General features: G+C 63.8%; 28 protein-coding genes. 12 read left to right on the forward strand and 16 right to left on the reverse strand.

Annotation, left to right across the window (positions count from 1 at the left end; all coding sequences use genetic code 11):
• Positions 1 to 147: 147 nt before the first annotated feature.
• Both ASD12_RS22465 and ASD12_RS22470 read right to left on the reverse strand, forming a co-directional pair.
• Entirely contained in the window at positions 148 to 543 is a 396-nt protein-coding gene (locus ASD12_RS22465) for a response regulator (RefSeq protein WP_056591257.1), read from the reverse strand.
• A gap of 8 nt (positions 544 to 551) precedes the next feature.
• Positions 552 to 2822 carry a PAS domain-containing protein gene (locus ASD12_RS22470; protein ID WP_056591260.1) on the reverse strand — a complete coding sequence of 757 codons (2271 nt, stop codon included), beginning with the start codon at positions 2820 to 2822 and terminating at the stop codon, positions 552 to 554.
• Between the two features lie 338 nt (positions 2823 to 3160).
• Between ASD12_RS22470 and ASD12_RS34915 the strand changes: the two genes are divergently transcribed.
• Positions 3161 to 3304 carry a hypothetical protein gene (locus ASD12_RS34915; RefSeq protein WP_082525616.1) on the forward strand — a complete coding sequence of 48 codons (144 nt, stop codon included), beginning with the start codon at positions 3161 to 3163 and terminating at the stop codon, positions 3302 to 3304.
• Between the two features lie 34 nt (positions 3305 to 3338).
• On the opposite strand, the gene ASD12_RS22475 is transcribed toward ASD12_RS34915, so the two are convergent.
• From ASD12_RS22475 to ASD12_RS22485, 3 genes are all read right to left on the reverse strand, one after another.
• Complete coding sequence (locus ASD12_RS22475; protein ID WP_056591263.1) at positions 3339 to 4625, reverse strand: DUF763 domain-containing protein; 1287 nt, start codon at positions 4623 to 4625, stop codon at positions 3339 to 3341.
• A gap of 180 nt (positions 4626 to 4805) precedes the next feature.
• Complete coding sequence (locus ASD12_RS22480) at positions 4806 to 5498, reverse strand: DUF2270 domain-containing protein (RefSeq protein WP_056591266.1); 693 nt, start codon at positions 5496 to 5498, stop codon at positions 4806 to 4808.
• A 111-nt stretch (positions 5499 to 5609) separates the two neighbouring features.
• A complete protein-coding gene (locus ASD12_RS22485; protein ID WP_056592152.1) occupies positions 5610 to 6827 on the reverse strand; it encodes an MFS transporter in 1218 nt (405 codons plus the stop codon).
• A gap of 112 nt (positions 6828 to 6939) precedes the next feature.
• Between ASD12_RS22485 and ASD12_RS22490 the strand changes: the two genes are divergently transcribed.
• Positions 6940 to 7848 (forward strand): LysR family transcriptional regulator, encoded by a 909-nt coding sequence (locus tag ASD12_RS22490; RefSeq protein WP_056591268.1) that lies wholly within the window; start codon positions 6940 to 6942, stop codon positions 7846 to 7848.
• A 141-nt stretch (positions 7849 to 7989) separates the two neighbouring features.
• A complete protein-coding gene (locus tag ASD12_RS22495) occupies positions 7990 to 8712 on the forward strand; it encodes a gamma-glutamylcyclotransferase (protein WP_056591271.1) in 723 nt (240 codons plus the stop codon).
• Here the strand turns inward: ASD12_RS22495 and ASD12_RS22500 are convergent.
• The 5 genes from ASD12_RS22500 to ASD12_RS22520 form a co-directional block, all read right to left on the reverse strand.
• Positions 8699 to 10651 carry a glycoside hydrolase family 127 protein gene (locus ASD12_RS22500; RefSeq protein WP_056591274.1) on the reverse strand — a complete coding sequence of 651 codons (1953 nt, stop codon included), beginning with the start codon at positions 10649 to 10651 and terminating at the stop codon, positions 8699 to 8701. The genes ASD12_RS22495 and ASD12_RS22500 overlap by 14 nt on opposite strands.
• A 22-nt stretch (positions 10652 to 10673) precedes the next feature.
• Positions 10674 to 11531: a carbohydrate ABC transporter permease gene (locus tag ASD12_RS22505; protein WP_056591276.1), complete on the reverse strand. Its 858-nt coding sequence runs from the start codon at positions 11529 to 11531 to the stop codon at positions 10674 to 10676.
• A complete protein-coding gene (locus ASD12_RS22510; protein WP_056591279.1) occupies positions 11531 to 12451 on the reverse strand; it encodes a sugar ABC transporter permease in 921 nt (306 codons plus the stop codon). The genes ASD12_RS22505 and ASD12_RS22510 overlap by 1 nt, the downstream gene beginning before the upstream one ends.
• 170 nt (positions 12452 to 12621) lie before the next feature.
• A complete protein-coding gene (locus ASD12_RS22515; protein WP_056591285.1) occupies positions 12622 to 13869 on the reverse strand; it encodes a sugar ABC transporter substrate-binding protein in 1248 nt (415 codons plus the stop codon).
• A gap of 63 nt (positions 13870 to 13932) precedes the next feature.
• Positions 13933 to 14976, reverse strand: a complete 1044-nt coding sequence (locus ASD12_RS22520; RefSeq protein ID WP_056591289.1) for a LacI family DNA-binding transcriptional regulator — start codon at positions 14974 to 14976, stop codon at positions 13933 to 13935.
• Positions 14977 to 15244: 268 nt separating this feature from the next.
• Between ASD12_RS22520 and ASD12_RS22525 the strand changes: the two genes are divergently transcribed.
• The 4 genes from ASD12_RS22525 to ASD12_RS22540 all read left to right on the forward strand — a co-directional run bounded on the left by ASD12_RS22525 (position 15245) and on the right by ASD12_RS22540 (position 17171).
• Positions 15245 to 16321 (forward strand): sensor domain-containing diguanylate cyclase, encoded by a 1077-nt coding sequence (locus ASD12_RS22525; protein ID WP_056591292.1) that lies wholly within the window; start codon positions 15245 to 15247, stop codon positions 16319 to 16321.
• A gap of 172 nt (positions 16322 to 16493) precedes the next feature.
• On the forward strand, positions 16494 to 16700 hold the full coding sequence (locus ASD12_RS22530; protein ID WP_056591295.1) for a hypothetical protein: 207 nt from the start codon (positions 16494 to 16496) through the stop codon (positions 16698 to 16700).
• Between the two features lie 5 nt (positions 16701 to 16705).
• Positions 16706 to 16897 (forward strand): hypothetical protein, encoded by a 192-nt coding sequence (locus ASD12_RS22535; RefSeq protein ID WP_056591298.1) that lies wholly within the window; start codon positions 16706 to 16708, stop codon positions 16895 to 16897.
• 52 nt (positions 16898 to 16949) lie between these two features.
• Positions 16950 to 17171 carry a DUF6500 family protein gene (locus ASD12_RS22540; RefSeq protein ID WP_056591300.1) on the forward strand — a complete coding sequence of 74 codons (222 nt, stop codon included), beginning with the start codon at positions 16950 to 16952 and terminating at the stop codon, positions 17169 to 17171.
• Between the two features lie 50 nt (positions 17172 to 17221).
• On the opposite strand, the gene ASD12_RS22545 is transcribed toward ASD12_RS22540, so the two are convergent.
• Positions 17222 to 17488: a DUF1488 domain-containing protein gene (locus ASD12_RS22545; RefSeq protein WP_056591303.1), complete on the reverse strand. Its 267-nt coding sequence runs from the start codon at positions 17486 to 17488 to the stop codon at positions 17222 to 17224.
• The gene (locus tag ASD12_RS22550) at positions 17485 to 17739 is read right to left on the reverse strand and encodes a hypothetical protein (protein WP_056591321.1); all 255 of its coding nucleotides are present in this window, start codon (positions 17737 to 17739) and stop codon (positions 17485 to 17487) included. The genes ASD12_RS22545 and ASD12_RS22550 overlap by 4 nt, the downstream gene beginning before the upstream one ends.
• A 249-nt stretch (positions 17740 to 17988) precedes the next feature.
• On the opposite strand from ASD12_RS22550, the gene ASD12_RS22555 reads away from it, so the two are divergent.
• The 5 genes from ASD12_RS22555 (at position 17989) to ASD12_RS22570 (ending at position 21636) form a co-directional block, all read left to right on the forward strand.
• Positions 17989 to 18318, forward strand: coding sequence for a co-chaperone GroES (locus tag ASD12_RS22555; protein WP_056591324.1), 330 nt, complete (start codon positions 17989 to 17991; stop codon positions 18316 to 18318).
• Positions 18319 to 18418: 100 nt separating this feature from the next.
• Positions 18419 to 20050: a chaperonin GroEL gene (groL, locus tag ASD12_RS22560; RefSeq protein WP_056591328.1), complete on the forward strand. Its 1632-nt coding sequence runs from the start codon at positions 18419 to 18421 to the stop codon at positions 20048 to 20050.
• Positions 20051 to 20191: 141 nt separating this feature from the next.
• A complete protein-coding gene (locus ASD12_RS34920; protein WP_164482308.1) occupies positions 20192 to 20350 on the forward strand; it encodes a hypothetical protein in 159 nt (52 codons plus the stop codon).
• 291 nt (positions 20351 to 20641) lie between these two features.
• Entirely contained in the window at positions 20642 to 20956 is a 315-nt protein-coding gene (locus ASD12_RS22565) for a GYD domain-containing protein (RefSeq protein ID WP_056591331.1), read from the forward strand.
• 182 nt (positions 20957 to 21138) lie between these two features.
• On the forward strand, positions 21139 to 21636 hold the full coding sequence (locus tag ASD12_RS22570; RefSeq protein ID WP_056591334.1) for a GAF domain-containing protein: 498 nt from the start codon (positions 21139 to 21141) through the stop codon (positions 21634 to 21636).
• A 65-nt stretch (positions 21637 to 21701) separates the two neighbouring features.
• Here the strand turns inward: ASD12_RS22570 and ASD12_RS22575 are convergent, their stop codons facing one another.
• The 4 genes from ASD12_RS22575 to ASD12_RS22590 form a co-directional block, all read right to left on the reverse strand.
• A complete protein-coding gene (locus ASD12_RS22575; protein WP_056591337.1) occupies positions 21702 to 22757 on the reverse strand; it encodes a YeiH family protein in 1056 nt (351 codons plus the stop codon).
• A gap of 236 nt (positions 22758 to 22993) precedes the next feature.
• Positions 22994 to 23380 carry an ester cyclase gene (locus ASD12_RS22580; protein WP_056591340.1) on the reverse strand — a complete coding sequence of 129 codons (387 nt, stop codon included), beginning with the start codon at positions 23378 to 23380 and terminating at the stop codon, positions 22994 to 22996.
• A gap of 158 nt (positions 23381 to 23538) precedes the next feature.
• Entirely contained in the window at positions 23539 to 24528 is a 990-nt protein-coding gene (locus ASD12_RS22585) for a carbon-nitrogen hydrolase family protein (protein ID WP_056591344.1), read from the reverse strand.
• Positions 24529 to 24749: 221 nt separating this feature from the next.
• On the reverse strand, positions 24750 to 25649 hold the full coding sequence (locus ASD12_RS22590; RefSeq protein WP_056591347.1) for a LysR family transcriptional regulator: 900 nt from the start codon (positions 25647 to 25649) through the stop codon (positions 24750 to 24752).
• Positions 25650 to 25761: the final 112 nt, after the last annotated feature.

Genomic DNA, 25761 nt, shown 5'->3' on the forward strand with positions numbered 1-25761 from the left:
CATTGGGAAGTCCGAGGGCCCATGCCTTCGCACGGCCCGAGCGCAGAAGTTGCGCAACTTATATGGACGAACTGCCTCGCGCTATTCCGGCGGATAGGTGCCGGCGTTCATTCGTTGAAGCAAGACCCGACTCTATCACCCTGCTCATCAACGATCTTTTACCGCAGGCGTTCGCCATGCGAGCAGCCCGTGAATGGTCGCGGCGACCGTCACCGGGGCATAGGGCTTGGGCAGGAAGACGCCGCCGCTCGGCATCGCATCCTGCGCCGGCTGGCGCTTGCCGGAGGTGATGATGATCTTGATCGGCGGCCAGCGGTCGCGCACGGCGGCCGACAGGCGCAGGCCGTCCATTGAACCCGGCATGTCGATGTCGGTGAACAGGATGGCGATGTCCTGGCGTGCCTCCAAAAATCGGATCGCCTGGTCGGCGTTGGTGGCTTCCAGCACGTCGAACCCGGCCTCGCGCAATTCATCGGCGATGGCAAACAGCAGGAATGCTTCGTCTTCGACGACGAGAACGGTGGCGGGGGGGTGCATCGTCATGACATGCTCTATCTGGGTCGGTAGGGCGCGGTCGGCAACTGGGGTGCCGGTGCGTTCAACACACATTCGACTCCGGCGGGATGGTAATCGATCTGCACGGAGCCGCCGAAGTCGGTGCCAAAGACGCGCTCGATCAGGAAACGGCCGAAGCCGCGCCGGCTGGGCGGCGTCACCGGCGGACCGCCGCTTTCGCGCCAGCGCCATATCAGCCGCGTTTCGCCTGAAGTGTCGGCTGCGGGCTGCAGCGACCATTCGATCGACACCTTGCCGTCCGACGTCGACAGCGCGCCATACTTCAGCGCGTTGGTGGCGAGCTCGTTGACGGCGAGAGCGAGCGTCAGCGCCATCTTCGGATTGATCGGCAGCGCCGGTCCCGAAACCGAGATCTGGCTGGCCGGGAAGGCGGCAATGGTGTTGTCTACCACCTCGTGGATGGAGGCACTGGTCCAACGCGTCTTGTTCAGAATGTCATGAGCGTTGGCCAATGCCCGCAGCCTTTCGTTGAAGGTGGCGCTGGCGGTAGCGATGTCGGTGTTGCGCAATGTCTGCGAAGCAATGGCCGCGACCATGGCCAGGATATTCTTGATGCGGTGCTCCAGTTCGTGAGTCAGAAGCTCCTGTCTCGCCTGCGCTTCGCGCCGGTCGGTAACGTCCTGCATGACGCCGAACATCTTGACCGGCTTGCCGGTCTCGTCGTGGACAAAGTCGATATGGCGCGACAGCCAGCGCAATTCGCCATTGTCGGGCCGCCGAATGCGGTATTCGACGGCAGGCGCCGCAGTGCCCTGCCTGCGCGTCTCCGGGTTGGAACGGACGCCCTTGTCTTCGGGAATGACGATGTTTTCCAGGACGCTGATAGGCACGCTCTCGCGCGCGGAGAGACCCCAGAGATCCCAGAAGCCCTCGGAGCCGACCACGGTCCCGCTGGCGATGTCGAGCTCCAGCGCCGCGATGCCTGCCGCATTTTGCGACAGCTGCAAGCGTCGCTCGCTCTGCAGCAAAGCCTGCGTCGCCCGCTTCTGGTCGTCGATATCGGTGTTGGTGCCGATCCAGCGCACGACGGTACCGTCGGTGTCGCGGATCGGAACGGCGCGCGCTATGAACCAGCGATAGGCGCCGTCATGCCGCCGCAGCCGAAACTCGGTCTCGTAGAACACGCTGGCCGCCAGCGCCTGCTGCCATTTCTCCGCGGCTGGGCCGACATCATCGGGATGCACGATGGAAGCCCAGGCCTCGCCGTCGAGTTCGCCCGGCATGGCGCCCGAATAGTCGTAAACGCGCGGGTTGAACCAGTCGAGCAGGCCGTCGGGGGAGGCGGTCCAGACATGATTGGGCATCGCCTCGGCGAAGGTGCGGAACTGCATCTCGCTCTGGCGCAGCGCTTGTTCCGCAAACAGCCGGTCGGTGACGTCGACGCCTTGCACGAAGATGCCAAAGACCTCGCCCGATGGGTTGCGCACCGGCTGATAGACGAGATCGATGAAACGCTCTTCCGTCGCAGCCCCAGGTGTGCGCTGCAATTTGGTCTTCAGCGCGTAGCCGATGAAGGCTTCGCCGGAGGTGAAAACCTGGTCGAGCAGCTCGAAAAATCCTTGCCCCTCGACCTCGGGCAGGGCCTGGCGGATCGGCATGCCTATGATGTCGCGATGGCCGACAAGTTGCATGTAGGCGGCGTTTGTCAGGTCGACGACATGCTGTGGGCCGGACAGCATGGCCATGAAACCGGGTGCCTGTTCGAACATCTGGCGTTGGCGGTCGCGTTCGCTCGACTGCCAGCGCTCGGCCGCGACCTTCGCGGTCGTTTCGATTACGATGGCGATGACGCCTGCCGGTTCACCGCTTTCGTCGAGCACCGGTGAATAATCAAGATCGAGCCATACCTGCTCGGGTTTTCCCGTACGATTGAGCGTCAACATCTGATCGCGATAGGCAAGCGTGCCGCCGGCCAGGCAGACCTTCATGATGTTGTCGTTGAAGTCGGCCACTTCGGGCCAACCTTCGCGCACCTTGGAGCCGAGAAGCCGGGGGTGACGGCCGCCGGCAAATTCCGAATAGGCGTCATTGTAGATCATGACGCCGTCCTCGCCCCACAGCATGACGATCGGCACGTTCGAGCGCAGGATGAGCGACACCGCCGTCTTCAGGCTTTGCGGCCAATCCTCTATCGGCCCGATCGAGGTAGATGCCCAGTCGAAGGCTGCGATCAGGCAGCCGAGCTGGCCGCCGCCGGCGAGGAAGGCGTGCCTACGATCGGCTACGAATGTGCTGGAGTCTGGCATGGCGTCTCATGGATCGGTCGGCGTTGTTTCGAAGTGGGATTAGCTAACGTGTCAGATTCTCCGGACGACCAGTCGCATGGCCCCTTCAGCCACAGGCGAGCTGAGCTGTTGCCGGCGTTTGACGAGATCTCGAACAGCATTGATACCCCCGAACGCCACAACACGGAACGAGCCATTCGGTTCCCGCCGAGCGCCGATTTTCCTTTGGCTGCCGGGCATTAGGTCGGGGACAGGCAGGCAATAGCCGGCTATTCGATCTAATTTCTTTGCAAGCCGTTAATGCGGCCATGCTGTTAATCAGTATTCGCTAATGAAGACGATCGACTGCGGGGTACGCCATGACCAAGAATCTCGGCAACGCACGCTACATGCCGCCAAAGGACGTCAAAGCCTCTCTGTTCAGCAAGGCCGCACCAACTCTGTTCCCGCTTGTCGCGGCGGCGCTGGGCTACCTGATAGGCAAGCAGTTCTTCGGCATCTAAGGCCTGCAAACCTTCCATCAATGTCGCTTGCCGCCTATGCCTTGGCTGCCGGCAAAATCTTTGCGGGCAAATCTTGGGACGGCGCCGGGACGGTGGGAGGCGGTTCCCAACCGAAGACGCTGCGGCCGCCGAGCTGGTGCGACTGGTCGAACTCGCCGGCGACGATCTCCTTCAAGCTCGGCCCGGTGACGTAGCGCTCCAGCCGTCGCGCCTGGCCGTCCAGCCGTTGCAAGGCGCCAAGCTCCTCCTCATTGCCGAGCTTTGCCTTGCGGACCGCCGATTTCATCACCGCGATGGTCTCGTCATAGACTTTCAGCGGCACCGGAAAGGGATGCCGGTCCTTGCCGCCATGCGCCAGCGAGAACCGCGCCGGATCGGAGAAGCGGCACGGCGCGCCATGCACGACCTCGGCCACCATCGCCAGCGCCCGCACGGTGCGGGCGCCGACGCCCGGCACAAGCAGCAGTTCGGGAAAATCCGCCGGGCCGCTTTCGATGGCCGCGCAAATGTTGCCGTGCAGGCGGCGCATGACGATATCGCTTTCGCGCACATCATGGTGGGCGGGCATGATCAGATTGGGCAGCATCGGCTGTGCGGATTGCTGCCTTGCCGAAGGTTCTATGGCCGCGAATTCGCGTACGATCCTGTCGGGACCGAGCTTGCGCAACAGGTCCAATTGGCCACTGCGCGAGGCCTCGGCGCGGTGGTCGGTGAGGTTGACGATCTCGCCCTGCCGCTCGCCCTCGATTGCCGCATGCGGCTCGTCGATGAAACTTTTCAGGCCTTCCGAGAGCCAGTGGTAGCGGCGCGCCAGCTTGCTGTCGCCGTTCATGCCTTGCTGGACGACCACCCAATGGCTGTCATCGGTGACGATGAAGCCGTGCAGATAGAGATCGAAGCCGTCCTGCACGGCGGCGCTGTCGACCTTGGCGACCAGCCGGCTGGCCGTGGCCAGAGCCTTGCCGTCGAAACCGACACGCTCGCCGATCGCCTCGAGTTCATGGGGCGTCTTGCGCGAATGGGTGCCGCGCCCGCCGCAGACATGGATGCCGAGTTCGCCCGACAGCGGTGTCAGCCCGCGCTTCAGCGCGCCGATGACGCTGGTGGTGATGCCGGAGGAATGCCAGTCCATGCCCATCACGGCACCGAAGGACTGGAACCAGAACGGATGCGCCAGCCGGCGCAGCAACTCCTCGCGGCCATAATGATGGATGATGGCTTCGCACAGCACCGCGCCGAGGCGCGTCATGCGATCGCCCAGCCATTTCGGAACCCGCCCGCCATGCAGCGGCAGGTCGGCGCTGCCGCTTCGCTGCGTCACTACTAATACCTCCGGCCGGCGAGTCGGTCACCGGCAGCCTCGGATAGAAATGGCATCGGGGCGGCGATTTGCAAGCGAATGCGCGAGCGCCCGTTCAGAACCTGAATCAGGTCGGGGCTTTATTCTCACTGTTTGACGATGATTTTCTTCAGTCGGCTCTATCTAAAGATGGACCTCGCCCTAAACATGGACGTCGCCGAAGGAGAGTTCCCCGTCGTCGCCAGGCGTCAGGAACGCAGCCGCCAGGAGGCCGGCGTAGAGGAGCGCAACCACGGCAACAATGACTGAGCCCGGAATAGGACCGAGCGCAGCGGCGCTGACGGCCTCGCGCAGTGTGCCGACGAAGCCGGACGGCACACCTTGATCGATCAGGCTCGGCGTCGACAGTTTGAGGATCCAGGCGAGGAGCAGGATCAGCATCATATGCATGTAGTTGCGGCGCAAACGCCGCGCCAATGCCACCCTTTGCGAGACCAGGAACTTCGGCGCGCGCAGGCTTTCGCCGACGATCAGCAGCCAGTCAGAAGCGAAGTCCGGCTGCGGCGAGAAGATCTGAGCGAAATAGTGGCGCTCGAGCTGGCGCACGCGGGCGCGATAGACATCGAAGAATCGGTAGCGACGCGCCTCGATCCACAACAGAAGGAGCACCAGCAGCATGGCGAAAAGCAGCACGCCGTGATGGGCACTGGCCGTTGACAGCGACACAGACAGCATGGCGGCGACAACGGTGATCGCCCAATTGCTCGTACGGTCGAGGCGGTCGCGCCAACCGGCCATGCGGGCAATCTCGGCGCGGTGGAAATGCGACATCACGGTGACCAGTTCGCCTGACGAAAGCGGCCTGCCGATAGGCGTTGCCGGAGCATCGTTCATGGCTCCCTCCAACGAGATAAAACGCATCAGATTTGATCTCGTTCCGCAGCGTCCAGAATGGCCAAGGGAATCTCGACACGCTGGCAGGGCTCGCAGGCCTGGTCCGGTCGGTCACTCCGGTCCGCCGATCCAGTCGACCAGCAAGGCGGCGAGGCCGAAGCCGGCGCCGATCGCGCAGACCTCGGACCAGCCGCCCCAGGCCCAGGCGATGCCGGCGAGCATCGAGCCGATGGCGCCGCCGATAAAGAAGATGCCGACGAAGAGGCCGTTGAGGCGGCCGCGCGCCTTCGGCTGCAGCAGGTTGATGGCGCGGCGGCCGAGCGTCTGGTCGCCGGTGACGCCGATGTCAAGCAGCACGGCGCTGAGGCCCATCAGCGCCATCGGTCCCCATGAGGCCCCCGCCTGGACGAACCCGGTCCAGGCGGSGAGCCCCATCGCGCAGATCAGCACGAGATGGGAGACGATGGTTGCGGACCGCGTCCAGCCGCGGTCGCCGGCGCGGCCGAACAGCGGTGTGACTACCGCACCGCCTGCGCCGACCAATGCGAACAGCGCGATGCCGCGCTGGCCGAGGTCGAAAGGCGGCTGCGCGAGGCGCAGCGCCACCGCTGTCCAGAACAGGCTGAAGGCCGCCATCACCAGCGCCGCCGTCAGCGCGCGGCGCCGCAGCACCGGCTCGTCGCGCAGCAGGTCGAACAGCGAAGCGATCAGCGCGCCATAGGACGATCGCGCTGCCGGGCGTCGCCGGGGCAAGGTGAAGGCAAGCACCCAAGCCAGTATGACCAGGGCCGCGGCGCTGAGTCCGTAAAAGGCTCGCCAGCCCCAGGCATCGGCAATCAGGCTGGCCAGCGGGCGCGCCAAAAGGATGCCGACCATCAGCCCGCTCATCACGTCGCCGATGACGCGGCCGGCCTCGCCGGGCGGCGCCATCGAGGCGGCTATCGGCACCAGGATCTGGATGGCAGAGCAGGCGGCACCGAGGATGAACAGGACGATCAGCAGCGAGCCGGCAGTGGGCGCCATTGTGGCGACGCCAGCCGCCAATGCCGCCGCGGCAAGCATGCGCAGGATCAGGGTGCGGTTTTCGGCGAGATCGGCGAGCGGCACCAGGAAGAACAGGCCGGCGGCATAACCGAGCAAGGTGGCCATGGCGACGAAGCCGACGCTCGCGGCACTGGCGCCGAGCGATGGCCCGATCAGGCCGACCAGTGTCTGCGGGGCGAACAGGTTGGTGACGATGATGCCGACCGCCGTGGCAAACAGCAGCGTCTGCGGGCCTGTGATGGTCTCGGCCGGCCCGGCCATCCGGCCGTCATTGGTATCGAGCATTGGGGTATCGAGCATTGAGTCCTCAAGGATTTGCATATCGTTCGAGGACTTTATGCCAAAGCATTATCATGCTACAATTCAATCAATTCGATAATGATTATGCGAGATGCGCATGAATATTCACGACCTCGAGGCCTTCATTGCCGTGGTGGAAACCGGTTCGATCGTCGGTGCCTCGGCAAGGCTCAACCTAACCCAGCCAGGCGTGACGCGGCGCATCCAGAACCTCGAGGACGGGTTGGCGACAGCGCTGCTCGACCGCCAGTCGAAACCGCTGAAGCCGACCGCTTCCGGCCGCGAGGCCTATGAACATGGCCGCCGCGTGCTGCGCTCGCTCGAAGATCTGAGGGCCGGCGTGTCGCCGCAAGGCGAGGTCAAGGGCGAGTTCCGCCTGGGCATCATGCCCTATCTCTCCGACGCCGCGCTGGCGCTGCCGCTCGACAGTCTACGTGCTGCCTTTCCGCGACTGACGCTGCGCATCTCTTCCGGCTGGTCGCCGAGGCTGGTGGAGCAGGTGGCGCGCAGCGAACTCGACGCGGTGGCGGTATGTCTCGCCGAGGGTTTGGCACCGCCCGACGAACTGGTCTGCGACGATCTCGGCGTGCAGTCGGTGCTGCTGGTGGCGTCACCCGGCCTCGGTGTGCCGAAGCCCGCCGATCTAGCCTCGTTGTCGCGCTTTCCCTGGGTGATGAACGAAAATGGCTGTGGTTTTCGCGCTTTCATCCGCCAGAGTTTCGACGCCCTAAGGCTGCCGTTCCAGGTCGGGGTGGAGGCGCTTAGCGTCGATCTCAGAATGTCGCTGGTGGCGCGCGGCCACGGCATCGGCATCGTCACGCCAGGCGCCTTCGCCGACAGCCGCTGGCACGATAGGGTGGAAGTCATTGATTGCCCGGATTTCAAGCCGCAAGTGCGCGCATGGCTGCTGCACCGCCCGCCGGCCGGCCGGCTGAGCCGCCCGATCATGCTGTTTCGCGACGCGCTGATCGAAGGGCTCGAGGTGCCAATGCCGCTGGTGTCGTAGCGTGGTGGCAGGACAGTCGATACTTACGAATCCTTTCAGGCGGTTGGCCGAAACTGTTCGAGCTTTGGGTCCGCGCGACCCGTCGGCCCTTGAGAATCTCCTTGCCTTGGGCAAGATGGCGACGATGCCCGAGGCGCCAGAATGAACAAGACGATTTCTGCCATATCGCCGCGCAAGGCGCCGATGGCTCTGACCGAGGACCTCGTCGCCCGCACCATGCGCGCGGTCGAGGATGCCGGGCCGACGCCGGGCATGGTCTACATGACCGATGCGGACTATGCGCGCATCCGCGACGAGGTGCTGGCCACGGCCCCGCCCGGGCCGCTGAAACTGTTTGCCTATGGCTCGCTGCTGTGGAAACCGGCCGGCGAGGTGAGGGGCGGCGAACGGGCGGCGGCGACAGGCTGGCACCGCTCGTTCTGCTTCACAGTGCAGCGTTTTCGCGGCACCGTCGAGCAGCCCGGCCTGATGATGGCGCTCGATCGTGGAGGCCAGTGCCAGGGCATGGTGTTCGAGATCGCCGAGCCGATTGCCGCCAACCTCGAAGCGCTGCTGCGCCGCGAGATGACTATCCTGCCGGCCGTCAACGTGCCGCGCTGGCTGCAGGTCAGGACCGAAGGCGACCTCTGCCGCGCGCTCGGCTTCGTCGTCGATCCCGCCAATCCGCGCTATGCCGGCAAGCTCGACAAGCGGGCGATCGCGGCGACGCTGGCCACAGCCGTCGGCCATTGGGGATCGGGCGCGGAATATCTGTTCGAGACGATCCGCCATCTCGACGCTTGCGGCATCCGCGACCGCAATCTGTGGAAGTTGCAAGCGTTGGTGGCCGAGGAGATCGGACGCTCGTCGTTCATCCGTCCCTGAGCCATACCAGCATTTCGCCGGGCTCGCGGTTGTCCCAGGCGAAATAGGGAATGGCGGTCAGGCGCGTCTGCGCGGTGGCCGGCGGCTCGGACCGGTAGAGCCCGCTTTGCCAGCCGTCGGCGGCATCGGCACGTGCCGTAGCCGACAGCGTCACCACACCGCCGAGAAGCTCTGGCCGGTGCTGGGCTTGGACGCTGGCCGTCCTCGGCAGGGACACGCGATGCAGATGGCTGTCATTGTCGGTCGCCTCGACGCAGTAGATCAGCGGGCCGCGCGACAGCGCGACGCGGCCGGCATCCTGGCGAACCTGCGGGTTGGCGTAGAGCCGCTCGATCGGCATTTCGAGATCGAGCCGCACCTGGTCGCCCTTATTCCACCTGCGCCGGATCGCGGCGTAGCCGTCGCTGGTGACATCAGCCAGCCTGACTGCCTCGCCATTGATCTTGAGCACAGCGCCGGTGCTCCAGGCGGGGATGCGCAAGTGCAGCGTGAATTCCACCGGCGCCCGCGGTTCAACCGTGATCTCGACGGCACCGTCCCAGGGATAGCGGCTTGCCTGCGTCAAGCTCACCGGTGTGCGTGATATGTCGAAGCGGGCGGTCGAGTCACCGTAGAGATGAACGGCCAGCGCATCGTCGGCCAGGCTGTAGAAATAGCTGCCGATCGAGGCGACCATGCGCCCGATATTGGGCGGGCAGCAGGGGCAGCGGTGCCATTTCCAGCGGTTGTGGGCGCCCCGGCTTTCCAGCGGGTTCTCATAGAAGAACAGCGAGCCGTCGAGCGACAGGCCCGAGATCGAGCCATTGTAGAGGGCGCGTTCCATCATATCGGCGTAACGCGCGTTCGGCCCCATGCCGAGCATGCGGCTGGCCCAGAACACCAGGCCTACCGCGGCGCAGGTCTCGGCATAGGCGCTCTCGTTGGGCAGGTCGTAGTCGCTGGTGAAACCCTCATTGTCCGCCGATGGTCCCAGTCCGCCGGTGATATAGAGGCTCTTGGTGGTGAGATCGTCCCACAGAAGATCGAGTGCTGTCCGCAATGTGTCGTCGCCATATTCGGTGGCGATGTCGGCCATGCCCGAATAGAGGTACATCGCCCTGACCGCATGGCCGACAACCTTGTCCTGCTCGCGCACCGGCTTGTGCGACTGGTTGTACTCATAGGTTTTGAAGTGGAAATCCTTCGGGTCGGCGCCGCGGGCGCGCGCCTCCTCGTCGAAATAATGCGGCTGCCGGCCGCGCTGGTCGATGAAGTATTTCGCCAGCTCCATGTATTTCTGCTCGCCCGTCACCCGTGCCAGCTTGACCAGCGCCAGCTCGATCTCCTCATGGCCGCAATAGCCATGTTTCTGGCCGGGCTGCGGCCCCAGCACCGTGGCGATATGGTCGACGAAGCGGCACATCACATCGAGCAGCTTGCGTTTTCCGGTGGCCTGGTAGTAGGCGACCGCGCCTTCGATCAGATGGCCGGCGCAATACAGCTCGTGGCAGTCGCGCAGATTGGTCCAGCGCAGGCCGGGCTGGATGCGCTGGTACCAGCTGGAGAGATAGCCGTCCTCCTGCTGCAGCTTCTCATACATGTCGATGACGGCATCGATCTTCTTCTCCAGTTCGGGGTTCTTGCGCCGGTAGAGCGAATAGGCGGCGGTTTCGATGGTCTTGCCCCAGTCGGAATCCCAGAACATCTGCGTCGTCACGGTGCGGGCGGTGAAGCCGTCATTGACGTGGAAGGGGATGACGACGCCGGGCGAGGGCAGGTCCGGATCGATCTGCTCCAGCATGCGGGCCTCGACGCAGCGTTCGTAGAGGATGTCGGCGGTGCGCGTGGCGACCGCGTCGGCGCGGTCGCCCCAGAAGCCGTGCACGTCGACCTGCGGCACCGGCAGCGGGCGGAAGGCGAGCTTGGGTTTTCCGGTTTTTGCGGATGGCGATGCGGTCATGAACTTACTCCATTCGGTCTGTCTATTTGACGGCCCCGGCCATCAGGCCGCGGATGTAGAAGCGCTGCAGCGCCAGGAACAGGATGAGGCACGGCACCATCATCACGGTGACGCCCGCCTGCACCGCGCCCCAGTCGATGGCGCCGAAGCGGCCCGACTGCAGTGCGGTCATCATCACCGGCAGCGTGAATTTGGACTGGTCGGTCATCAGCACGAGGGCGGCGAGGAATTCGTTCCAGGCGCCGAGGAAGGCAAACAGCGCGATGGTGACGACGCCCGGCCAGACCAGCGGCAGCATCACCTTCAAAAGCATGGTGAGATTGCTGGCGCCGTCCATGCGGGCGGCTTCCTCGATCTCGCGCGGCACCGCGTCAAAGGCGTTGCGCATCATGAAGATCGAGAACGGCAGTTGCAGCGTCACATAGACGCCGACCAGGCCGGTCAGCGTGTTGTGCAGGCCAAGCTTGGTCAGCACCAGGAAGATCGGCGTCAGGATCGACTGGAACGGGATCATGATCGTCGACAGGATGAGGATGAAGAACAGGTCCTTGAACGGAAACCGGAACCGCGAAAAGCCGTAGCCGGCCAGCACGCTGACGGCGACCGACAGCACCACGGTCATCACCGAGACATAGATGCTGTTCTGCGCCGAGACCCAGAGCCCGTCGCCGAAGCTGTTGAGCGTGGCGTAGTTCTCCAGCGAGAAGCCTGACGTCGGCCAGGGCGGCAGCGGCGGCAGGCGTGCTTCCTGCGCCGGCTTGAACGCCGACAGCACCGCCCAAACGATCGGCGCCGCAAACAGCACCGAGGCGATGATGCCGGTCGAATGCTCGCCGATGCGGGCCAACAGCTTGCGGTTGCGGGATGCGGCCTGCGCCATCAGTCGAGCCCCTCGGGCTTGCGCAGCAGCCACAGCTGGACGAGGCTGAGCGCCACCAGGACCACGAGCAGCACCATCGACAGGGCCGCGCCATAGCCGAGCTTGAACGACACGAAGGACTGGTTGAAGATCCAGTAGACCGCCGTCAGCGTCTGGTTGCGCGGGCCGCCGCGCAGGATGATGTAGAACTGGTCGAAAGCGAGGATCGAGCCGGCGACCGACAGGATCAGGGCCAGCGCCAGCGTGCGGCGCATCAGCGGCAGGGTGATCGCCCTGAACCTGGCGAACGGCCCGGCGCCGTCGATGACGGCGGCCTCCTGCAGATCTTGCGGGATCGATTGCAGGCCGGCCATCAGGATGATCATGGTGAAGCCGGCGACCTTCCAGACGACCATGGCGATGATCGACCAGAAGGCCGGCTGGAAGGTGGCCAACAGGTTGAACTTCCTGTCGATCAGACCGAGGTCGTAGGCGGCCGGGCTGAACAGGCCGGAATCGACATTCAAGAGCCACGACCAAAGCAGGCTGGCCGAGGCGAAGCCGACAACCGCCGGCATGAAGAACATGGTCCGGTAGAGATTGGTCAGCGGCCGCGGCCGTTCGACGAACAGCGCCAGCGGAAACGCAACCACGAAGATCGCGATGGTGACGATCACGGTGTAGTAGGCGGTGAAGCGCAGCGCGTTCCAGAATCTGGTGTCGCGCAGGATGGCGACATAGTTACCGAGGCCGATATAGAAGTGCTCGCCCATCAAGGGCCAGTTGTGCAGCGACATCCACGCCGTCATGCCAAGCGGTATCAGGAAGAAGACGACGACCAGCGCGACCGCGGGCGCGACATAAAGCAAGCCGATCCACTGCCGGCGGCCGGCGAGTTTGCGGGCGCGGAGCGGGGCGGTGGCTGCTGCGATGGTGGTCATGGCTGTTCCCTTGGCGCTGCGTTCCCCTCCGCCTCGAGGGGAGGGTCCGGCTGAAGGCCGGGTGGGGTCCTCTCTGCAGCGCGCCGACATCAAGAAACGTCGAGCACGTCCGAGACGACCCCACCCGGACCTGCGGTCCGATCTCCCCTCGAGGGGGAGGTGGGTTGGCGCTACTTCTGCGGCGCCTGGTCGATGATCGACTGCATCGTCTCCTGGGCATTGGCGATCGCGCCGTCGACATCGTCGCCGAAGAAGACCTCGTTGATCATCTGCGTCCACGGCCCGTTGGCGGAGTTGATCAGGTCGTTGAACACCACCGAATAGGGCGTGCGGCCCTTGGCCATGGCCTCGGCGGCGATCTGGTAGCGAGGATCGAGATCCTTCAGCGCGTCCTTGGCGATGTCGCCGCGCACTGGCAGGCTGCCGTATTTGGCGAGGATCGTCTGGCCCTCGAGCGAATAGGCGAAATCGAGGAACTCCTTCACCACGGCCAGTTTCGTGGTGCCCTTGGTGACGACGAAATTGTCGCCGCCGGCAAAGGACGACCAGCCGCTATCCTTGCCCGGCAGGAAGGTGACGCCGTAGTCGATATCGGGATACTGGGTGTTGAGCGCGCCAATGGCGAAGGCGCCGGACGGCGAGATGCCGATATTGCCGGCGGCAAACGCCGCAAAGAAGTTGGCGCCGGTGTCGGTCTGCGCGCCTGCCGGGACCAGATCCTTCTTGACCATCGAGCGGTAGAGATCGATGGCGCCGCGCAATTGCGGGCTGTCCAGCGTCGCCTTGGAGCCGTCCTCCGAGAGGATGTCGCCACCCGACGCCCAGATCAGCGGCGTGAAGGTGAAGATGTTGCAGCCGCCGCAATTGCCGGAGAAGTAGAAGCCCTTGATGTTGCCGCCGAGCGCGTTGACCTTCTCGGCGTCGGCCGCGATCTCGGCCCAGTTGGCCGGGCCTTTTTCAGGGTCGAGGCCGGCCTGCTTGAACAGTTTCTTGTTCCAGATCAGCACCGAGGCGTCGGCGGAGAAGGGCAGGCCGTAAATGTGGTCCTTGTAGGTGCCGGTCTTCACATGCGCCGGCGACAGGCTGGAGAAATAGGGCAGTGACTTGGCCCAGTCGGTGATGTCCTCCAGCTGGCCGGCAGCGGCGAAGGAGGGCGTGTAGATCAGGTCGAGCGACAGCGCGTCGGGCGCGGTGCCGCCAGCGGCCGCGGCACCATATTTCGGGATGATCTCGGCATTGGGGATGATGTCCAGCTTGACCTGGTTGGTGTGCGCCTTGTTGTAGGCGTCGACGATCCTCGGCATGAAATTCGAGCCGTCGGCGCGCACCCAGATGTTGGCCGTCTCGGCGGCGGCAATGCCGAGACTGCTACCCAGAACGACAGCGGCCAGGGCCAGTTTGGCAATCAGGTTCCTCATGTTCTCCTCCTCCAGGGTTGGCCGCGCTCCGCGGCTTGGCGCCGATCGCGCGGCGCTTCGTCTTCAGCCATCCAGCGGATGACCGCATGACTGCCGCACCACCAGCCGGCACGGCAGTTTTCGAATGCCCGGCGCGGCGGGCTTGCCGCCGACCAGCGAAAGCAGGGTCAACCCGGCCTCGCGCCCGAGTGCGACCAGGTTCATGTCGACAGAGGTCAGCGGCGGGCGCGTCGCCTCGGCCACGATCTCCCAATTGTCGAAGCCGATGACGCCGACATCGCCGGGAACGCTCAAGCCGCGCTCGCGCAAGGCATCGATGACGCCGCGCGCGATCTGGTCGTTGCCGCAGAAGACGGCATCCGGCCTCTCGCTCTTGCCTTCGAACAGCTGCGCCACCGCCTCATGACCCCAAGCTTCCGACCAGGAGCCGAGCAGCGGCTCGGTGACCGGCAGACCGTTTTCGATCAGCACGTCGCGGTAAGCCTGGGCGCGGGCGTGCACCACGGCAAAGCTTGCTGGCCCGGTGACGTGCGCAATGCGCTTCCAGCCCAGCCGGCACAGATGCTCGACGGCCAGCCGGGCGCCGTCGGCGTCGTCCGAGACGAAGGCGATGGCGTCGGGATCGGGCTGCGTGAAGGCATAGATCACCGGGACGCGCAGATTGGAGAGGTCGACGGGCAGGTGGCGGTCGATGCGCTTTCCGGTGGCGATGATGCCGTCGACGCGCTTGTCGAGCATGGCGTCGACATGCATCTGGCCCAGCCGCGGATCCTCCTCGACATTGCACAGGAACACCGAGACGCCATTGTCGACCAGCGCATCCGAAATGCCCGACATCAGCGGCAGCGAGAAGCGGCCATAGGTATCGTTGGTGAGCAGGCCGACAGTGAAGCTGCGTCTTCTGAGCAGGCTCTGCGCCAGGCTGTTGGGCCGGAAGCCGAGACGCCGGGCCGTCTCGCGGATGCGCTCGCGCGTCTCGGCGGTCATCCGCCCCTGATCGTTGAGTGCTTTCGAGGCCGTGGCAACGCTGACGCCGGCCTGCGCGGCCACGTCACGCAAGGTGACTGGCTTGGAAAAGACAGGAACGGGCAGATCGTCCGATGGCATGGCGCCGAGAACCCTTAGCTGGGAAAAGGTTTTCTCTTAGTGGTCTGAACAAGGCCGGCACGTGGCCAAGCCCAATCGGAGATGTTTGGAAAAACCTTTTCTCAAATCAAGGCTAGGCCAGATCAGATGGTCGTTCAAGGGGAAAAGTGATTTGGAGCTCCATCGGTAGGAAGACGAAGGCCTGAGGTAGCAAGGCTTGGGTTTGTGAGCGAAGTGTTAATCGCTTGCGCGCCATGGTGGTCTCCCGCCAAGACAGCAGAGCCTCGCCATGTCCGATACGCCCTACAGTCCGAAAGGCCCGGCGCGGCCGGGCGCCGCGCCCCGCGCCGGCGTGACGGCGGCCATGCAAGGCGCCGACGAACGACGCCGCGCCGCCGCCACCATCGCCCGGCTCAAGGCAGAACTCGCGGCGCAGGCCGCGCTGATCGCCAGCCAGGAGCTTTCGCTGGCGCACAGCCGCAAGATCTTCGACCGCGCCTCGGTCGCCGCGCGCCTCGGCGTTTGGGAATGCAGCCTGCCCGGCGAGCAGCTGGCCTGGACCGATGTGGTCTATGATTTGTTCGACCTGCCGCGTGGCTCGGCGCTCGATCGCTCGGAGATCATCAAGTGCTACCCGGCGGAGTCGCGCAAGGCGCTGGACACAATGCGCGGCCGGGCGATCGCCGAGCGTAGCGGCTTCAATCTCGACGCCGAGATCACCACCTTCGCCGGCCGCAGCCGCTGGATCCGCATCACCGCGACCGTTGAGTGCGAGGCGGGCGTGCCGGTCCGCATCTTCGGCATGAAGCAGGACATCACCGAGGAGAAGATCCTGTCGGACCGGATGCGCTATCTCGCCGAATATGACGTCATGACGGGGCTGGCCAATCGCGGCCGGTTCCAGGCGCGGCTTGCGCATGCCGACGAAGGCCGCCCGCTCGGCGCGCTGCTCCTGGTCGACCTCGACGGCTTCAAGGCCGTCAACGATACGTTCGGCCATGTCGTCGGCGACGAATGCCTGAAGGAAGCGGCCAAGCGGCTTGCCGCCGGCTGCGGCGAAGCCGACCTAGTGGCGCGCGTCGGAGGCGACGAGTTCGCGGTGCTGGTCGGGCCGCATCTCGACCGTGGCGCGGTCTCCGGCCTGGCGCGCCGCATCATCGAGGCAATGGGCAAGCCAGTCCCCGCCTGCGGCCAGTCGCTCGGGCTCGGCGCCTCGGTCGGCATCGCCTTCGCTGAAGCGGGCGCGTCCTGCGATCTGTTCACGCAGGCCGACACCGCGCTCTATGCCGCCAAGGCGGCAGGGCGCAACACGTTCCGGATCTTCAAGGCCGAGGCCGGCGTGAGAGGCCGCAGCGCCGCGGCGTAAGGGTTGGCGGCTGTTTGTCGTACAGCCTCGCCGACCGGACTCGCGCATCCTCCATCAATGCAGCCGGTGGCGCCCTATTTGCATTTGGCATGCAGGGCGCTCGCGAAAAGAGTGCTATGGAAGGGACAAGAGCATCCTTGCTCCGCTCTTCCCGACATTCGAGGTTATTTTCGTGCGTGAACCGTCGCTGCTGCCTGTCTTTGGAAAACTTGGCCTCAAGGCGCCTGTCGCCTTGGTGGCGACGCCGGTCTCGTCGGCAGGTGTCGTGTCGCGCCTGCGGGAGCTTCTGGCCGCGCATGGCGGCATGGTGCTGAAACTGTCGGTCATCGCCTGGACGGTGCTGATCCTGGGCGCCGTGTTCTTCATGATGCAGGGCTGACCGACATGGCCAGCCGCTACACGCTGCGCATGGAGCTTCCCCAGAGCTGGAGCATCATCGATGTCTTCACCGGCCAGCCTGCCGTGGTCCGGCAAAAGGTGATGGTCGGGATGGGCCCGCGTGAGGCCGAGGACATGGTCGTGCAGATGAATGTCCGTGACGTCAAACGCCGCGAGCGGGCAGAGCGCAAGGCATGATCCGTATCGGCCGCCGGCGGAAGCCTGCCGCACCGCAAATCAAGGGATTCCCGTGAGAGCCAGTCTGAAGCAGAAGATACTGGAGGTCTGCGACCGCAAGATTTCCGAAAAAGGGTCCGGCGTCGGCGTGTCGTTCTATGCGTTTTTCGCCAACAGGAACGATGACCCCGAACTCCTGATGGAAGCCGCCGAATGGTGGATCAGAACGCACCGCCTCGACCATTTTGAAAAGGCTGCGAAGATACGCGCGATGGTCGAGGAGATGGATCTTTAATCTTCGTTTCCATGCATGTCATTGTCTTTGAGCGACATGCATCGGGCTGATCAGCCAAAATCGGCTGCCGTCAGCACATACATGCTCTTGTGGGTGCGGTCGTAGGCCTTTGCCGCCACCTCGCGGATGGCGCTGCTCTCGGTGTCGAATGTCTGGAGGTAACCGGCTTCATCGGCAGCAGTTCCCGGCCGCATCTTGGCCATGGCGTCGGCAGCGACGGAGAAGGAGATCTGGAACATGCCGTCATGGCCTACGAAACGGATGCGCTTGCCGGCTTCGTCATAGCTGCGGCTGCGGTTGGGGAAGGTGAGGCTCATGTCTTGACCTCCGTCGTGGCGGCCTTCTTGGTCACCCGCTTCTTCTTCGGCGTCGGGTTCAGGGCTTCGGCAACGCGGTCGGCCTCTTCCTTGGCCAGCCGCAGCTCCCTCAGCCTTGCGGTCTTGATCTCCCGTGCCCTTGCCTCGGACATGTATTCGGCGGTTGCCTTGTTTTTCTCCGCTGTCTTCTTCTGCTTGTCGAAAAAACGGGCTTCAGCTTTTTCCATGATCGTCTGATTGCCTTCGGCCATCGAAGAAATCTCCCTTGTATCTGAAATCGTGAAAGTGAACTTGTCCGATAAATAGGCACTCGATCGGCAAAATTCAATCTTTTGAATTATTTGACAATCTGCGGATAGCACGAAACGGCTGGCCGAAATAATACTTTTGAATATTTAATCTGGCCCGCGAATAATTTTTGGCACTCCTATCTATCGAGTGCCAACGCGTCTATATAGGAGGGGCGTGGCCGCCTGTGCCGGCCCCAGAAAGAAGTTCCCATGAAATTTCGGCCACTCCACGACCGCGTCGTCATTCGTCGCGCTGAAGGCGATATCAAATCAAAGGGCGGCATCATCATTCCCGACAATGCCAAGGAAAAACCGCAGGAAGGCGAAGTCATCGCCGTCGGACCGGGTGCACGCGACGAAAACGGCGCGCTTGTCCCACTCGACGTCAAGGCCGGCGACTTCATCCTGTTCGGCAAATGGTCGGGCACCGAGGTCAAGATCGACGGCGAGGACCTTCTGATCATGAAGGAAGCCGACATCATGGGCATTATCGACAAGACGGGCGTCGAGAAGACCGTGCCTGCCAAGAAGGCCGCCTGATTGGAGCGCCGCGCGTCCTTCCGGATGCGCAAGGGACACTCCGGGCTTTGATCATGGAGGGCAGGGCTCTGCCTTCCTCAACCGAACTGGATAAAAAATCATGTCTGCCAAGGAAATCAAATTCTCCACCGATGCGCGCGACCGCATGCTGCGCGGCGTCGAGATCCTCACCAATGCGGTGAAGGTCACGCTCGGTCCCAAGGGCCGCAACGTCATCATCGACAAGGCGTACGGCGCGCCGCGCATCACCAAGGACGGCGTCACCGTCGCCAAGGAAATCGAGCTTGCCGACAAGTTCGAGAACATGGGCGCGCAGATGGTGCGCGAAGTGGCCTCCAAGACCAATGACCTCGCCGGTGACGGCACCACCACCGCAACCGTGCTGGCCGCCTCGATCCTGCGCGAAGGCGCCAAGCTGGTTGCCGCCGGCATGAACCCGATGGACCTCAAGCGCGGTATCGACCAGGCGGTTTCCGCCGTGGTCAAGGAGATCCAGGCGCGCGCCAAGAAGGTCAAGTCGTCGGCCGAGATCGCACAGGTCGGCACCATCGCCGCCAATGGCGATGCCAGCGTCGGCGAGATGATCGCCAAGGCGATGGACAAGGTCGGCAATGACGGCGTCATCACCGTCGAGGAAGCCAAGACCGCCGAGACCGAGCTCGACGTCGTCGAAGGCATGCAGTTCGACCGCGGCTATCTCTCACCTTATTTCGTAACCAATGCCGACAAGATGCGCGTCGAGCTGGAAGAGCCCTACATCCTCATCCACGAGAAGAAGCTCGGCAACCTGCAGGCGATGCTGCCGATCCTCGAAGCGGTGGTGCAGAGCGGCAGGCCGCTGCTGATCATCTCCGAGGACGTCGAAGGCGAGGCCCTGGCGACGCTGGTCGTCAACAAGCTGCGCGGCGGCCTCAAGGTCGCGGCCGTCAAGGCGCCGGGCTTCGGCGATCGCCGCAAGGCGATGCTGGAAGACATCGCCGTGCTGACATCAGGCCAGATGATCTCCGAGGACCTCGGCATCAAGCTTGAAAACGTCACCATCGAGATGCTCGGCCGCGCCAAGCGCGTGCTGATCGAGAAGGATACCACCACCATCATCGACGGCGCCGGCACCAAGGCGACGATCCAGGCGCGCGTCGCCCAGATCAAGGGCCAGATCGAGGAGACGACGTCCGACTACGACAAGGAAAAGCTGCAGGAGCGGCTGGCCAAGCTCTCCGGCGGCGTTGCCGTCATCCGCGTCGGCGGCGTCACCGAGTCGGAAGTCAAGGAAAAGAAGGACCGCATCGACGACGCGCTGAACGCAACCCGCGCCGCGGTTGAAGAAGGCATCGTGCCCGGCGGCGGCGTAGCTCTGCTGCGTGCAAGGACCGTGCTTGGCGGCCTGACCGGCGCCAATGCCGATGTCACGGCCGGCATTACGATCGTGCTGCGGGCACTCGAAGCGCCGATCCGCCAGATCGCCGAGAATTCCGGCGTCGAAGGCTCGATCGTCGTCGGCAAGCTCACCGACAGCAAGGACCACAATCAGGGCTTCGACGCCCAGAACGAGACCTATGTCGACATGATCAAGGCGGGCATCGTCGACCCGGCGAAAGTGGTGCGCACCGCACTGCAGGATGCCGGCTCGATCGCAGCGCTTCTGATCACCGCCGAAGCGATGATCACCGACATCCCGGCCAAGGATGCCGCGCCTTCGGGTGGCGGCGGTGGCGGCATGGGCGGCTACTAAGATTCAGCCGGCCTGCGAAGGTGGCTTTCATGGAAGCCACCTTTCAGGCCTGACCTGAATCTTCGACGCCGGTTCTAAGAGCCGGGACTACCGCCGGGGGATTTTCTCCCGGCGCAGGCCTCTAGCCCAGGAGACGGATCCATGATCACGTTCGTGCGGAAGCCAGAGACTGTCGTCACGACCGAAAAAACCGAGGAAAGCCGCTTCGACCGCATCCGCAGGATTGCCGCCGACAAGCACAAGAAATCCGACTCCGACACGGCGACGCCAGCAAAGAGCGAACCCAAACGCCCGATGTGAGGCTGCGGCTCGTTCGCCGCTACTTTCCGCTCAACCTCAGCACCACATCACGCGTCAGCGGCGCGAGCTCGATCGCGCGGGCCGAGCATGGTCCAGCCAGACACCTTCCTGTCGGCGGTATCGGCATGTCGGTATTGTCATTATATTAGCTTCAGCGCATATTCATCCGGCAGTGGGCCCTTGGTCGCCAACGCGTCCAAGGGCGCCTGCAATTGTTCCGAAAAACAAATCGCTCCGTGCCGCTCGAATTATGGAGCAGCCATGAGTCAATGACATTTGGAGGAAATACCCATGAAAGTGACTATCTTGGCAAACTATGCGCCTCATGCCGCCAAAGGATTGCTGCAAGGCTCGGACAGGCAAGCCGCGGTCAAGGCGCTTTTTGAAAGCGTTGGCGGCAAGGTGACCAGCGTGATGTTCACGCGCGGCATCTATGACGTCGTCGTCAATGGCGAGGTGCCAGACCAGTCAGCGGGGATTGGCATGTCCCTTGCGGTGCGAGCGAGCGGCTCGTTGACCGACTTGGTTGTCCTGGAAGAACTCGACATGAAGGCAGTGCTCGCCGCTGCCAACAAGGCTGCTGGCGCATACAAACCCGCCGGCTGATGGACTTGCTTTCTCGGTCAAGGCAGCACGGTTCGATGGATGTGCAGTGCTGCCGAGTGTAGGACAGCGCATCTTCTTCCGACTTTCCCGGCGACCGGAATTCACGCTAGTATCGTCCGGTGGTCGTTTGGTGCAGAGAGCTTGCGAAAGGCAACCGCGATTCTGAGTACGGAGACAAGTTCATGTTTGCAGCCAAGGCCATCGACACGTCAGACAAGGCCGCGTTCTACCGCGACCTCGCCACCCAGCTGAAGGCGCTGCTGGAGGGCGAGCGCGATTCGATCGCCAACGCCGCCAACACCGCGGCACTCATCTTCCAGATGGTGCCGGACCTCAACTGGGCCGGCTTCTATTTCCTGCAATCGGACGAGGAAATGGTGCTCGGACCGTTCCAGGGCAAGCCGGCCTGCGTGCGCATCGCCGTCGGCAAGGGCGTGTGCGGAACCGCGGTCGAGCTCGGCACCTCGATGCTGATCAAGGACGTGCATGATTTTCCCGGCCACATCGCCTGCGATGCCGATTCGCGTTCGGAGCTGGTGGTGCTGCTTGAGGACGATGACGGTGTCTTCGGCGTGCTCGATCTCGACAGCCCGCTGCCAGGCCGCTTCGACACGGCCGACCAGGCGGGCATCGAGGCGCTGGCGGCGATCTATGCCGCGGCGAGTTCGTTCGAGGATTAGGGCATAGTGATATTCAGGTAAGGCCGGCCTGACCTGAATCTCAACATGCCCTGGCCCGGGCTAGATTAGGCGAATTTCACCAGCATCAGGCTGAAGCAGCCGATGAACAGGAAGGCCGAGAAAGCGAGCGCCAGCGGGCGCAGGCCGCGTGAACGCAGCTGCGAAATGTCTGCCTGCAGGCCCATCGCGGCCAGCCCCATGGTCAGCATGATGGTGGTGGCGAGAGTCATTGCCGATTTCACCTCGGCCGGAATCGTGACCAGGCTGTTCAGCGCCACGACAGCGACGAAGGCGGCGACGAACCACGGCATGGGCGGCCGCGCCGCCGAATGATCGCCGCTCTTGCGGCGCACCATCAGGCCGAGCGCGACGACCATCGGCGCCAGCATGGCGACGCGGGTCAGCTTGGCGACGGTGGCGATCTCGCCGGACTGGGTGCCGTTCTGGAAGCCGGCGCCGATGACTTGCGCCACCTCATGGATCGAGGCGCCGGCCCACAGGCCGAAAGCGTGCTGGTCGAGGCCGAGCATCGGCGCCATGAGCGGGAAGCCGAGCATGGCAATCGTGCCGAACAAGGTGATCGAGGCGACGGCGTAGGTGACGTCCTCGTCGCGCGCATCGGTGACGATGTTGGTGGCGACGATGGCCGAGGCGCCGCAGATTGAGGTGCCGGCGGCGATCAACTGCGCCAGCTTGGCGTCGACGCCGATCAGCCGGCCGAGCGTGATGGTGAAGAGGAAGGTGGCGCCGAGCGTGGCCGCGACGATGCAGACACCGCCGGCGCCGATGGAGACGACCTGGCCGATTGTCAGCTGCAAGCCGAGCAGCACGATGGCGAAGCGCAAGAGCCGGCGCTGCGAAAACGTGATGCCGGCCTTGGCATGGGCTGGCGTGCCGAGCACGTTGGAGTAGATCATGCCGGCGACGACCGCTGTTATCATCGGGCTGAACAAAGCGAAGCCGGAGACGTTGCGGGCCGAGAAGGCGACGGCAGTGATCATCGCGACAAGGACGATGCCGGGCACGATGCCATTCAAATTGAGGGATTTTCGCCCTTGTACCAGATCGGCAGGAAACGCGCTTTTCGGAATATCGTTCGCGAAGTGGGAAACAGAAGACAATGCAATACTCCAGCCGTGTACGCTGGGAGAATGTCATTCCTATACCGATCTTTCCAACGAATTATTCTCGTTAGAACGATCGATTTTTACGAACGATTGCCACCTTCCCATCGGACGACATCGCCGCCGCGATGGTGAAATCGTTGATGACGGCGTCCTTCTCCCCGTTCTACGGGGAGAAGATGGCGGCAGCCAGATGAGGGGCAGCGCAGACGTTGCCTTCTGGCCGACCTGCATCAAAGCTGCGCTTCGATGGCCGCCTTGTCGATCACCGACCAGACATGCCTGATCCTGCCGTCGAGAAATTCATAGAAGACGTTCTCGCTGAAGGCGACTCTCCTGCCGTTGACCGGCAGGCCAAGGAAGGTTCCGATCGGCGTGCAGTTGAATTGGAGCCGGCTGGCTATGAAGGGCGTATCTGACATCAGCAGCCGGATGTCGAAATAGAGGTCCGGTATCTCGGAAAAATCCCGCTCCAGCATCTTGCGATACCCGGCGAGTCCGATCCGGTCGCCATTGTAATGCACCTCGTCGTGGACGAACCGGTGGAGGTTCTGCCAATCCTGGGCGTTGAGGCAAGCGATGTAGCCGCGATAGGTGTCGGCGAGGTCGGTGTCGGTCACGGCTATTGCTCCGGTGCTGGTGCCAGGTCTCGAACCTGCGGTTCGCGCAAACAGGAAGATAGAATGATCAAGGATTCAATCCAGATGGATTGCGCTCTGTCGGCAGCAAAGCACCGGGGCGGCCGGCAGTCGCCAGCCGCCTCCGGGTCACGCTTGTCCTAGAACATGCCGCGGTCGTTGCTGCGCTGGTCGTCCTCCACCATATGCGGTTGGTAGATTCCCGTCCGCGCCGTTCGCCGCCAGGGCCGGGCCTGGTCTCCCGGATTGTTGTCGATATCGGCGACGGCAATCGCGGGGGTTCCATCGGCTGGGCATTGCGCCGCCCAGCGGCCACCGGGGGCAACAATTCCCGAAGGCGCGGTCAGGCTGTGTTGCGCGGGGACGGAGAAACTGGCCCAGTAATTGTTGCTGGCCGCGTGTCCCTGCATCTCGACGGCGAAAACCGGGCCGTCGACGTGAGAGTCTGTCGAGAACAAGACACAGTCGACATCGCGCCTCTCATAGTCGATGAAAATCTCGGGAAAGTGCGCTTCCATGCCGAGCGTACAGCCGAAGCGGAGCCCGTCGACCTCGAACGTCACCGGGATCGAACCCGGCGTGTACATGAAGGAGATCTTGGTGTTCGACAGCATGCGCTCGTCATAGCGCGTCACCAGTTCGCCACGATCGGAGACATGGAGGCTGCTGTGCGGCCGGCGCGGCTGGCTGAGTTGATGCACCGAGCCGAAGACCGTCCATAGTCCAAGCTCGCGCGCAAGCGCCGTCGTCGCCTCCAGTTCCTCGCGCAGGACCGCCCATTCGAACCAGTCCCAATCGGCCGGCCCAATATTTTCGCGACCGCCGGCCGACATGATGCGCTTGTTGGGAGAGCAGGTCGCGCCTTCGGGAAAGTGCAACTGTCTGGCGCCCGCCTGCCGCGCCTCTCGCATCAGGCGTCGCATCTCCAGCCCGCTGTCGCGCAGTTTGCCGATGTCGCGAGGGTCGTCATGGACGGTGCTTTGCGCTACGGCCAATCGCACCGATCTCGTTTCGGGCGCCAGATCGTCCGGCGCGCTGCAGTGAAAATGCCTGAGAGCAGCCGTATAGGATTCGCCCGTCCTGGCAGCGCGAGCCCGCACACGACGTTTGAAATTTGTATTTTGCGTCATTGTCATGGCCTTTCACGTCCCGGATGGCGTTCCCCAGCAACCACATCCGAAACGGTCGGACCAAGACAGTGGCCTGAGACTGGAAAGCCCCTTTGCCTCCGTTAGAAGACCGTGCTGGGACGGTCCCTGGAGGTTCGGCGCAGGCCACGCCGTCGAGAATGATGCCGATGCTGTCCTGCTTCGTCAACCAGGCAGGCAACGATCCTGACCGGTCGAAGGGTTCACATCTTATCCCGGTAGCGCAAGGCGTCGACCAGCAGCGAGAAGGCTGGCGTCGCCTGCCGGCGGCTGGGGTAATAGAGGTGGTAGCCGGGGAAGGGCGGGCACCAGTCGGCAAGCACCCGCACCAGTTCGCCACCGGCAAGCCGCGTGCGTGCCTGGTCCTCGGGCAGATAGGCGAGTCCCAATCCGGCGACCACGGCATTCATGCGCAACGCGGCTGTGTTGAACACCAACTGGCCCTCGACCCGCACCTTCAGATCGCGCCCGGCCTTTTCGAACTCCCAGGCATAGAGCCCGCCATAGGTCGGCAGCCGCAGATTGATGCAATTGTGGTCGGTCAGGTCCTGCGGCACGCGCGGCTTCGGCCGCGTGGCGAAATAGGCCGGCGACCCGACCACCGCCATGCGCATATCGGGGCCGATGCGCACCGCGATCATGTCGCGCGCCACCTGTTCTCCCAGCCGCACGCCGGCGTCGAAGCGCTCGGCGACGATGTCGGTCAGGCTGTAGTCGATGATGATCTCGACCTTGATGTCGGGATAGTCAGGCAGGAATCTCGCTAGGGCAGGCCACAGGATCGCGTCGGCGGCGTGCTCGCCGGCGGTGATGCGGATGGTGCCAGCGGGCTTTTCCCGCAACGCGCTGAGCGCGGCGAGCTCAGTCTCGATCTCGTCGAGCCTCGGCCCGACGGTGCGCAGCAACCGTTCGCCCGCTTCGGTCGGCGAGACACTGCGCGTGGTGCGCGTCAGAAGCCTCACGCCCAGCCGTTCCTCGAGCGCCCGCACCGTGTGGCTGAGCGCCGATTGGGAAACGCCGAGCTTCGCCGCCGCCCTGGTGAAGCTTTCCTCGCGCGCGACGGCGAGAAAGGCGGTCAGCTCGTTCAGATTGTCTCGCGGCATTCATGAGCCCTTCTCATAAGTACATGCCAGATATAGCAGCTAATCATGGGCAATCGCAGGCCCTAAATTGGCGTCATCACAATTGGGCCCCAAACTTGGCGGCCCTGAGGTC

The organism is Mesorhizobium sp. Root102 (assembly GCF_001425625.1).
In the GTDB taxonomy this organism is placed as follows: Bacteria; Pseudomonadota; Alphaproteobacteria; order Rhizobiales; family Rhizobiaceae; genus Mesorhizobium.

Excerpts from the sequence above, each read along its gene's own strand:
- ASD12_RS22465 (WP_056591257.1), bottom strand. The coding sequence starts at position 543 with ATGACGATGCACCCCCCCGCCACCGTTCTCGTCGTCGAAGACGAAGCA.
- ASD12_RS22470 (WP_056591260.1), bottom strand. The coding sequence starts at position 2,822 with ATGCCAGACTCCAGCACATTCGTAGCCGATCGTAGGCACGCCTTCCTC.
- ASD12_RS34915 (WP_082525616.1), top strand. The coding sequence starts at position 3,161 with ATGACCAAGAATCTCGGCAACGCACGCTACATGCCGCCAAAGGACGTC.
- ASD12_RS22480 (WP_056591266.1), bottom strand. The coding sequence starts at position 5,498 with ATGAACGATGCTCCGGCAACGCCTATCGGCAGGCCGCTTTCGTCAGGC.
- ASD12_RS22490 (WP_056591268.1), top strand. The coding sequence starts at position 6,940 with ATGAATATTCACGACCTCGAGGCCTTCATTGCCGTGGTGGAAACCGGT.
- ASD12_RS22495 (WP_056591271.1), top strand. The coding sequence starts at position 7,990 with ATGAACAAGACGATTTCTGCCATATCGCCGCGCAAGGCGCCGATGGCT.
- ASD12_RS22500 (WP_056591274.1), bottom strand. The coding sequence starts at position 10,651 with ATGACCGCATCGCCATCCGCAAAAACCGGAAAACCCAAGCTCGCCTTC.
- ASD12_RS22505 (WP_056591276.1), bottom strand. The coding sequence starts at position 11,531 with ATGGCGCAGGCCGCATCCCGCAACCGCAAGCTGTTGGCCCGCATCGGC.
- ASD12_RS22510 (WP_056591279.1), bottom strand. The coding sequence starts at position 12,451 with ATGACCACCATCGCAGCAGCCACCGCCCCGCTCCGCGCCCGCAAACTC.
- ASD12_RS22515 (WP_056591285.1), bottom strand. The coding sequence starts at position 13,869 with ATGAGGAACCTGATTGCCAAACTGGCCCTGGCCGCTGTCGTTCTGGGT.
- ASD12_RS22520 (WP_056591289.1), bottom strand. The coding sequence starts at position 14,976 with ATGCCATCGGACGATCTGCCCGTTCCTGTCTTTTCCAAGCCAGTCACC.
- ASD12_RS22525 (WP_056591292.1), top strand. The coding sequence starts at position 15,245 with ATGTCCGATACGCCCTACAGTCCGAAAGGCCCGGCGCGGCCGGGCGCC.
- ASD12_RS22535 (WP_056591298.1), top strand. The coding sequence starts at position 16,706 with ATGGCCAGCCGCTACACGCTGCGCATGGAGCTTCCCCAGAGCTGGAGC.
- ASD12_RS22545 (WP_056591303.1), bottom strand. The coding sequence starts at position 17,488 with ATGAGCCTCACCTTCCCCAACCGCAGCCGCAGCTATGACGAAGCCGGC.
- ASD12_RS22550 (WP_056591321.1), bottom strand. The coding sequence starts at position 17,739 with ATGGCCGAAGGCAATCAGACGATCATGGAAAAAGCTGAAGCCCGTTTT.
- ASD12_RS22555 (WP_056591324.1), top strand. The coding sequence starts at position 17,989 with ATGAAATTTCGGCCACTCCACGACCGCGTCGTCATTCGTCGCGCTGAA.
- groL (WP_056591328.1), top strand. The coding sequence starts at position 18,419 with ATGTCTGCCAAGGAAATCAAATTCTCCACCGATGCGCGCGACCGCATG.
- ASD12_RS34920 (WP_164482308.1), top strand. The coding sequence starts at position 20,192 with ATGATCACGTTCGTGCGGAAGCCAGAGACTGTCGTCACGACCGAAAAA.
- ASD12_RS22565 (WP_056591331.1), top strand. The coding sequence starts at position 20,642 with ATGAAAGTGACTATCTTGGCAAACTATGCGCCTCATGCCGCCAAAGGA.
- ASD12_RS22570 (WP_056591334.1), top strand. The coding sequence starts at position 21,139 with ATGTTTGCAGCCAAGGCCATCGACACGTCAGACAAGGCCGCGTTCTAC.
- ASD12_RS22585 (WP_056591344.1), bottom strand. The coding sequence starts at position 24,528 with ATGACGCAAAATACAAATTTCAAACGTCGTGTGCGGGCTCGCGCTGCC.
- ASD12_RS22590 (WP_056591347.1), bottom strand. The coding sequence starts at position 25,649 with ATGCCGCGAGACAATCTGAACGAGCTGACCGCCTTTCTCGCCGTCGCG.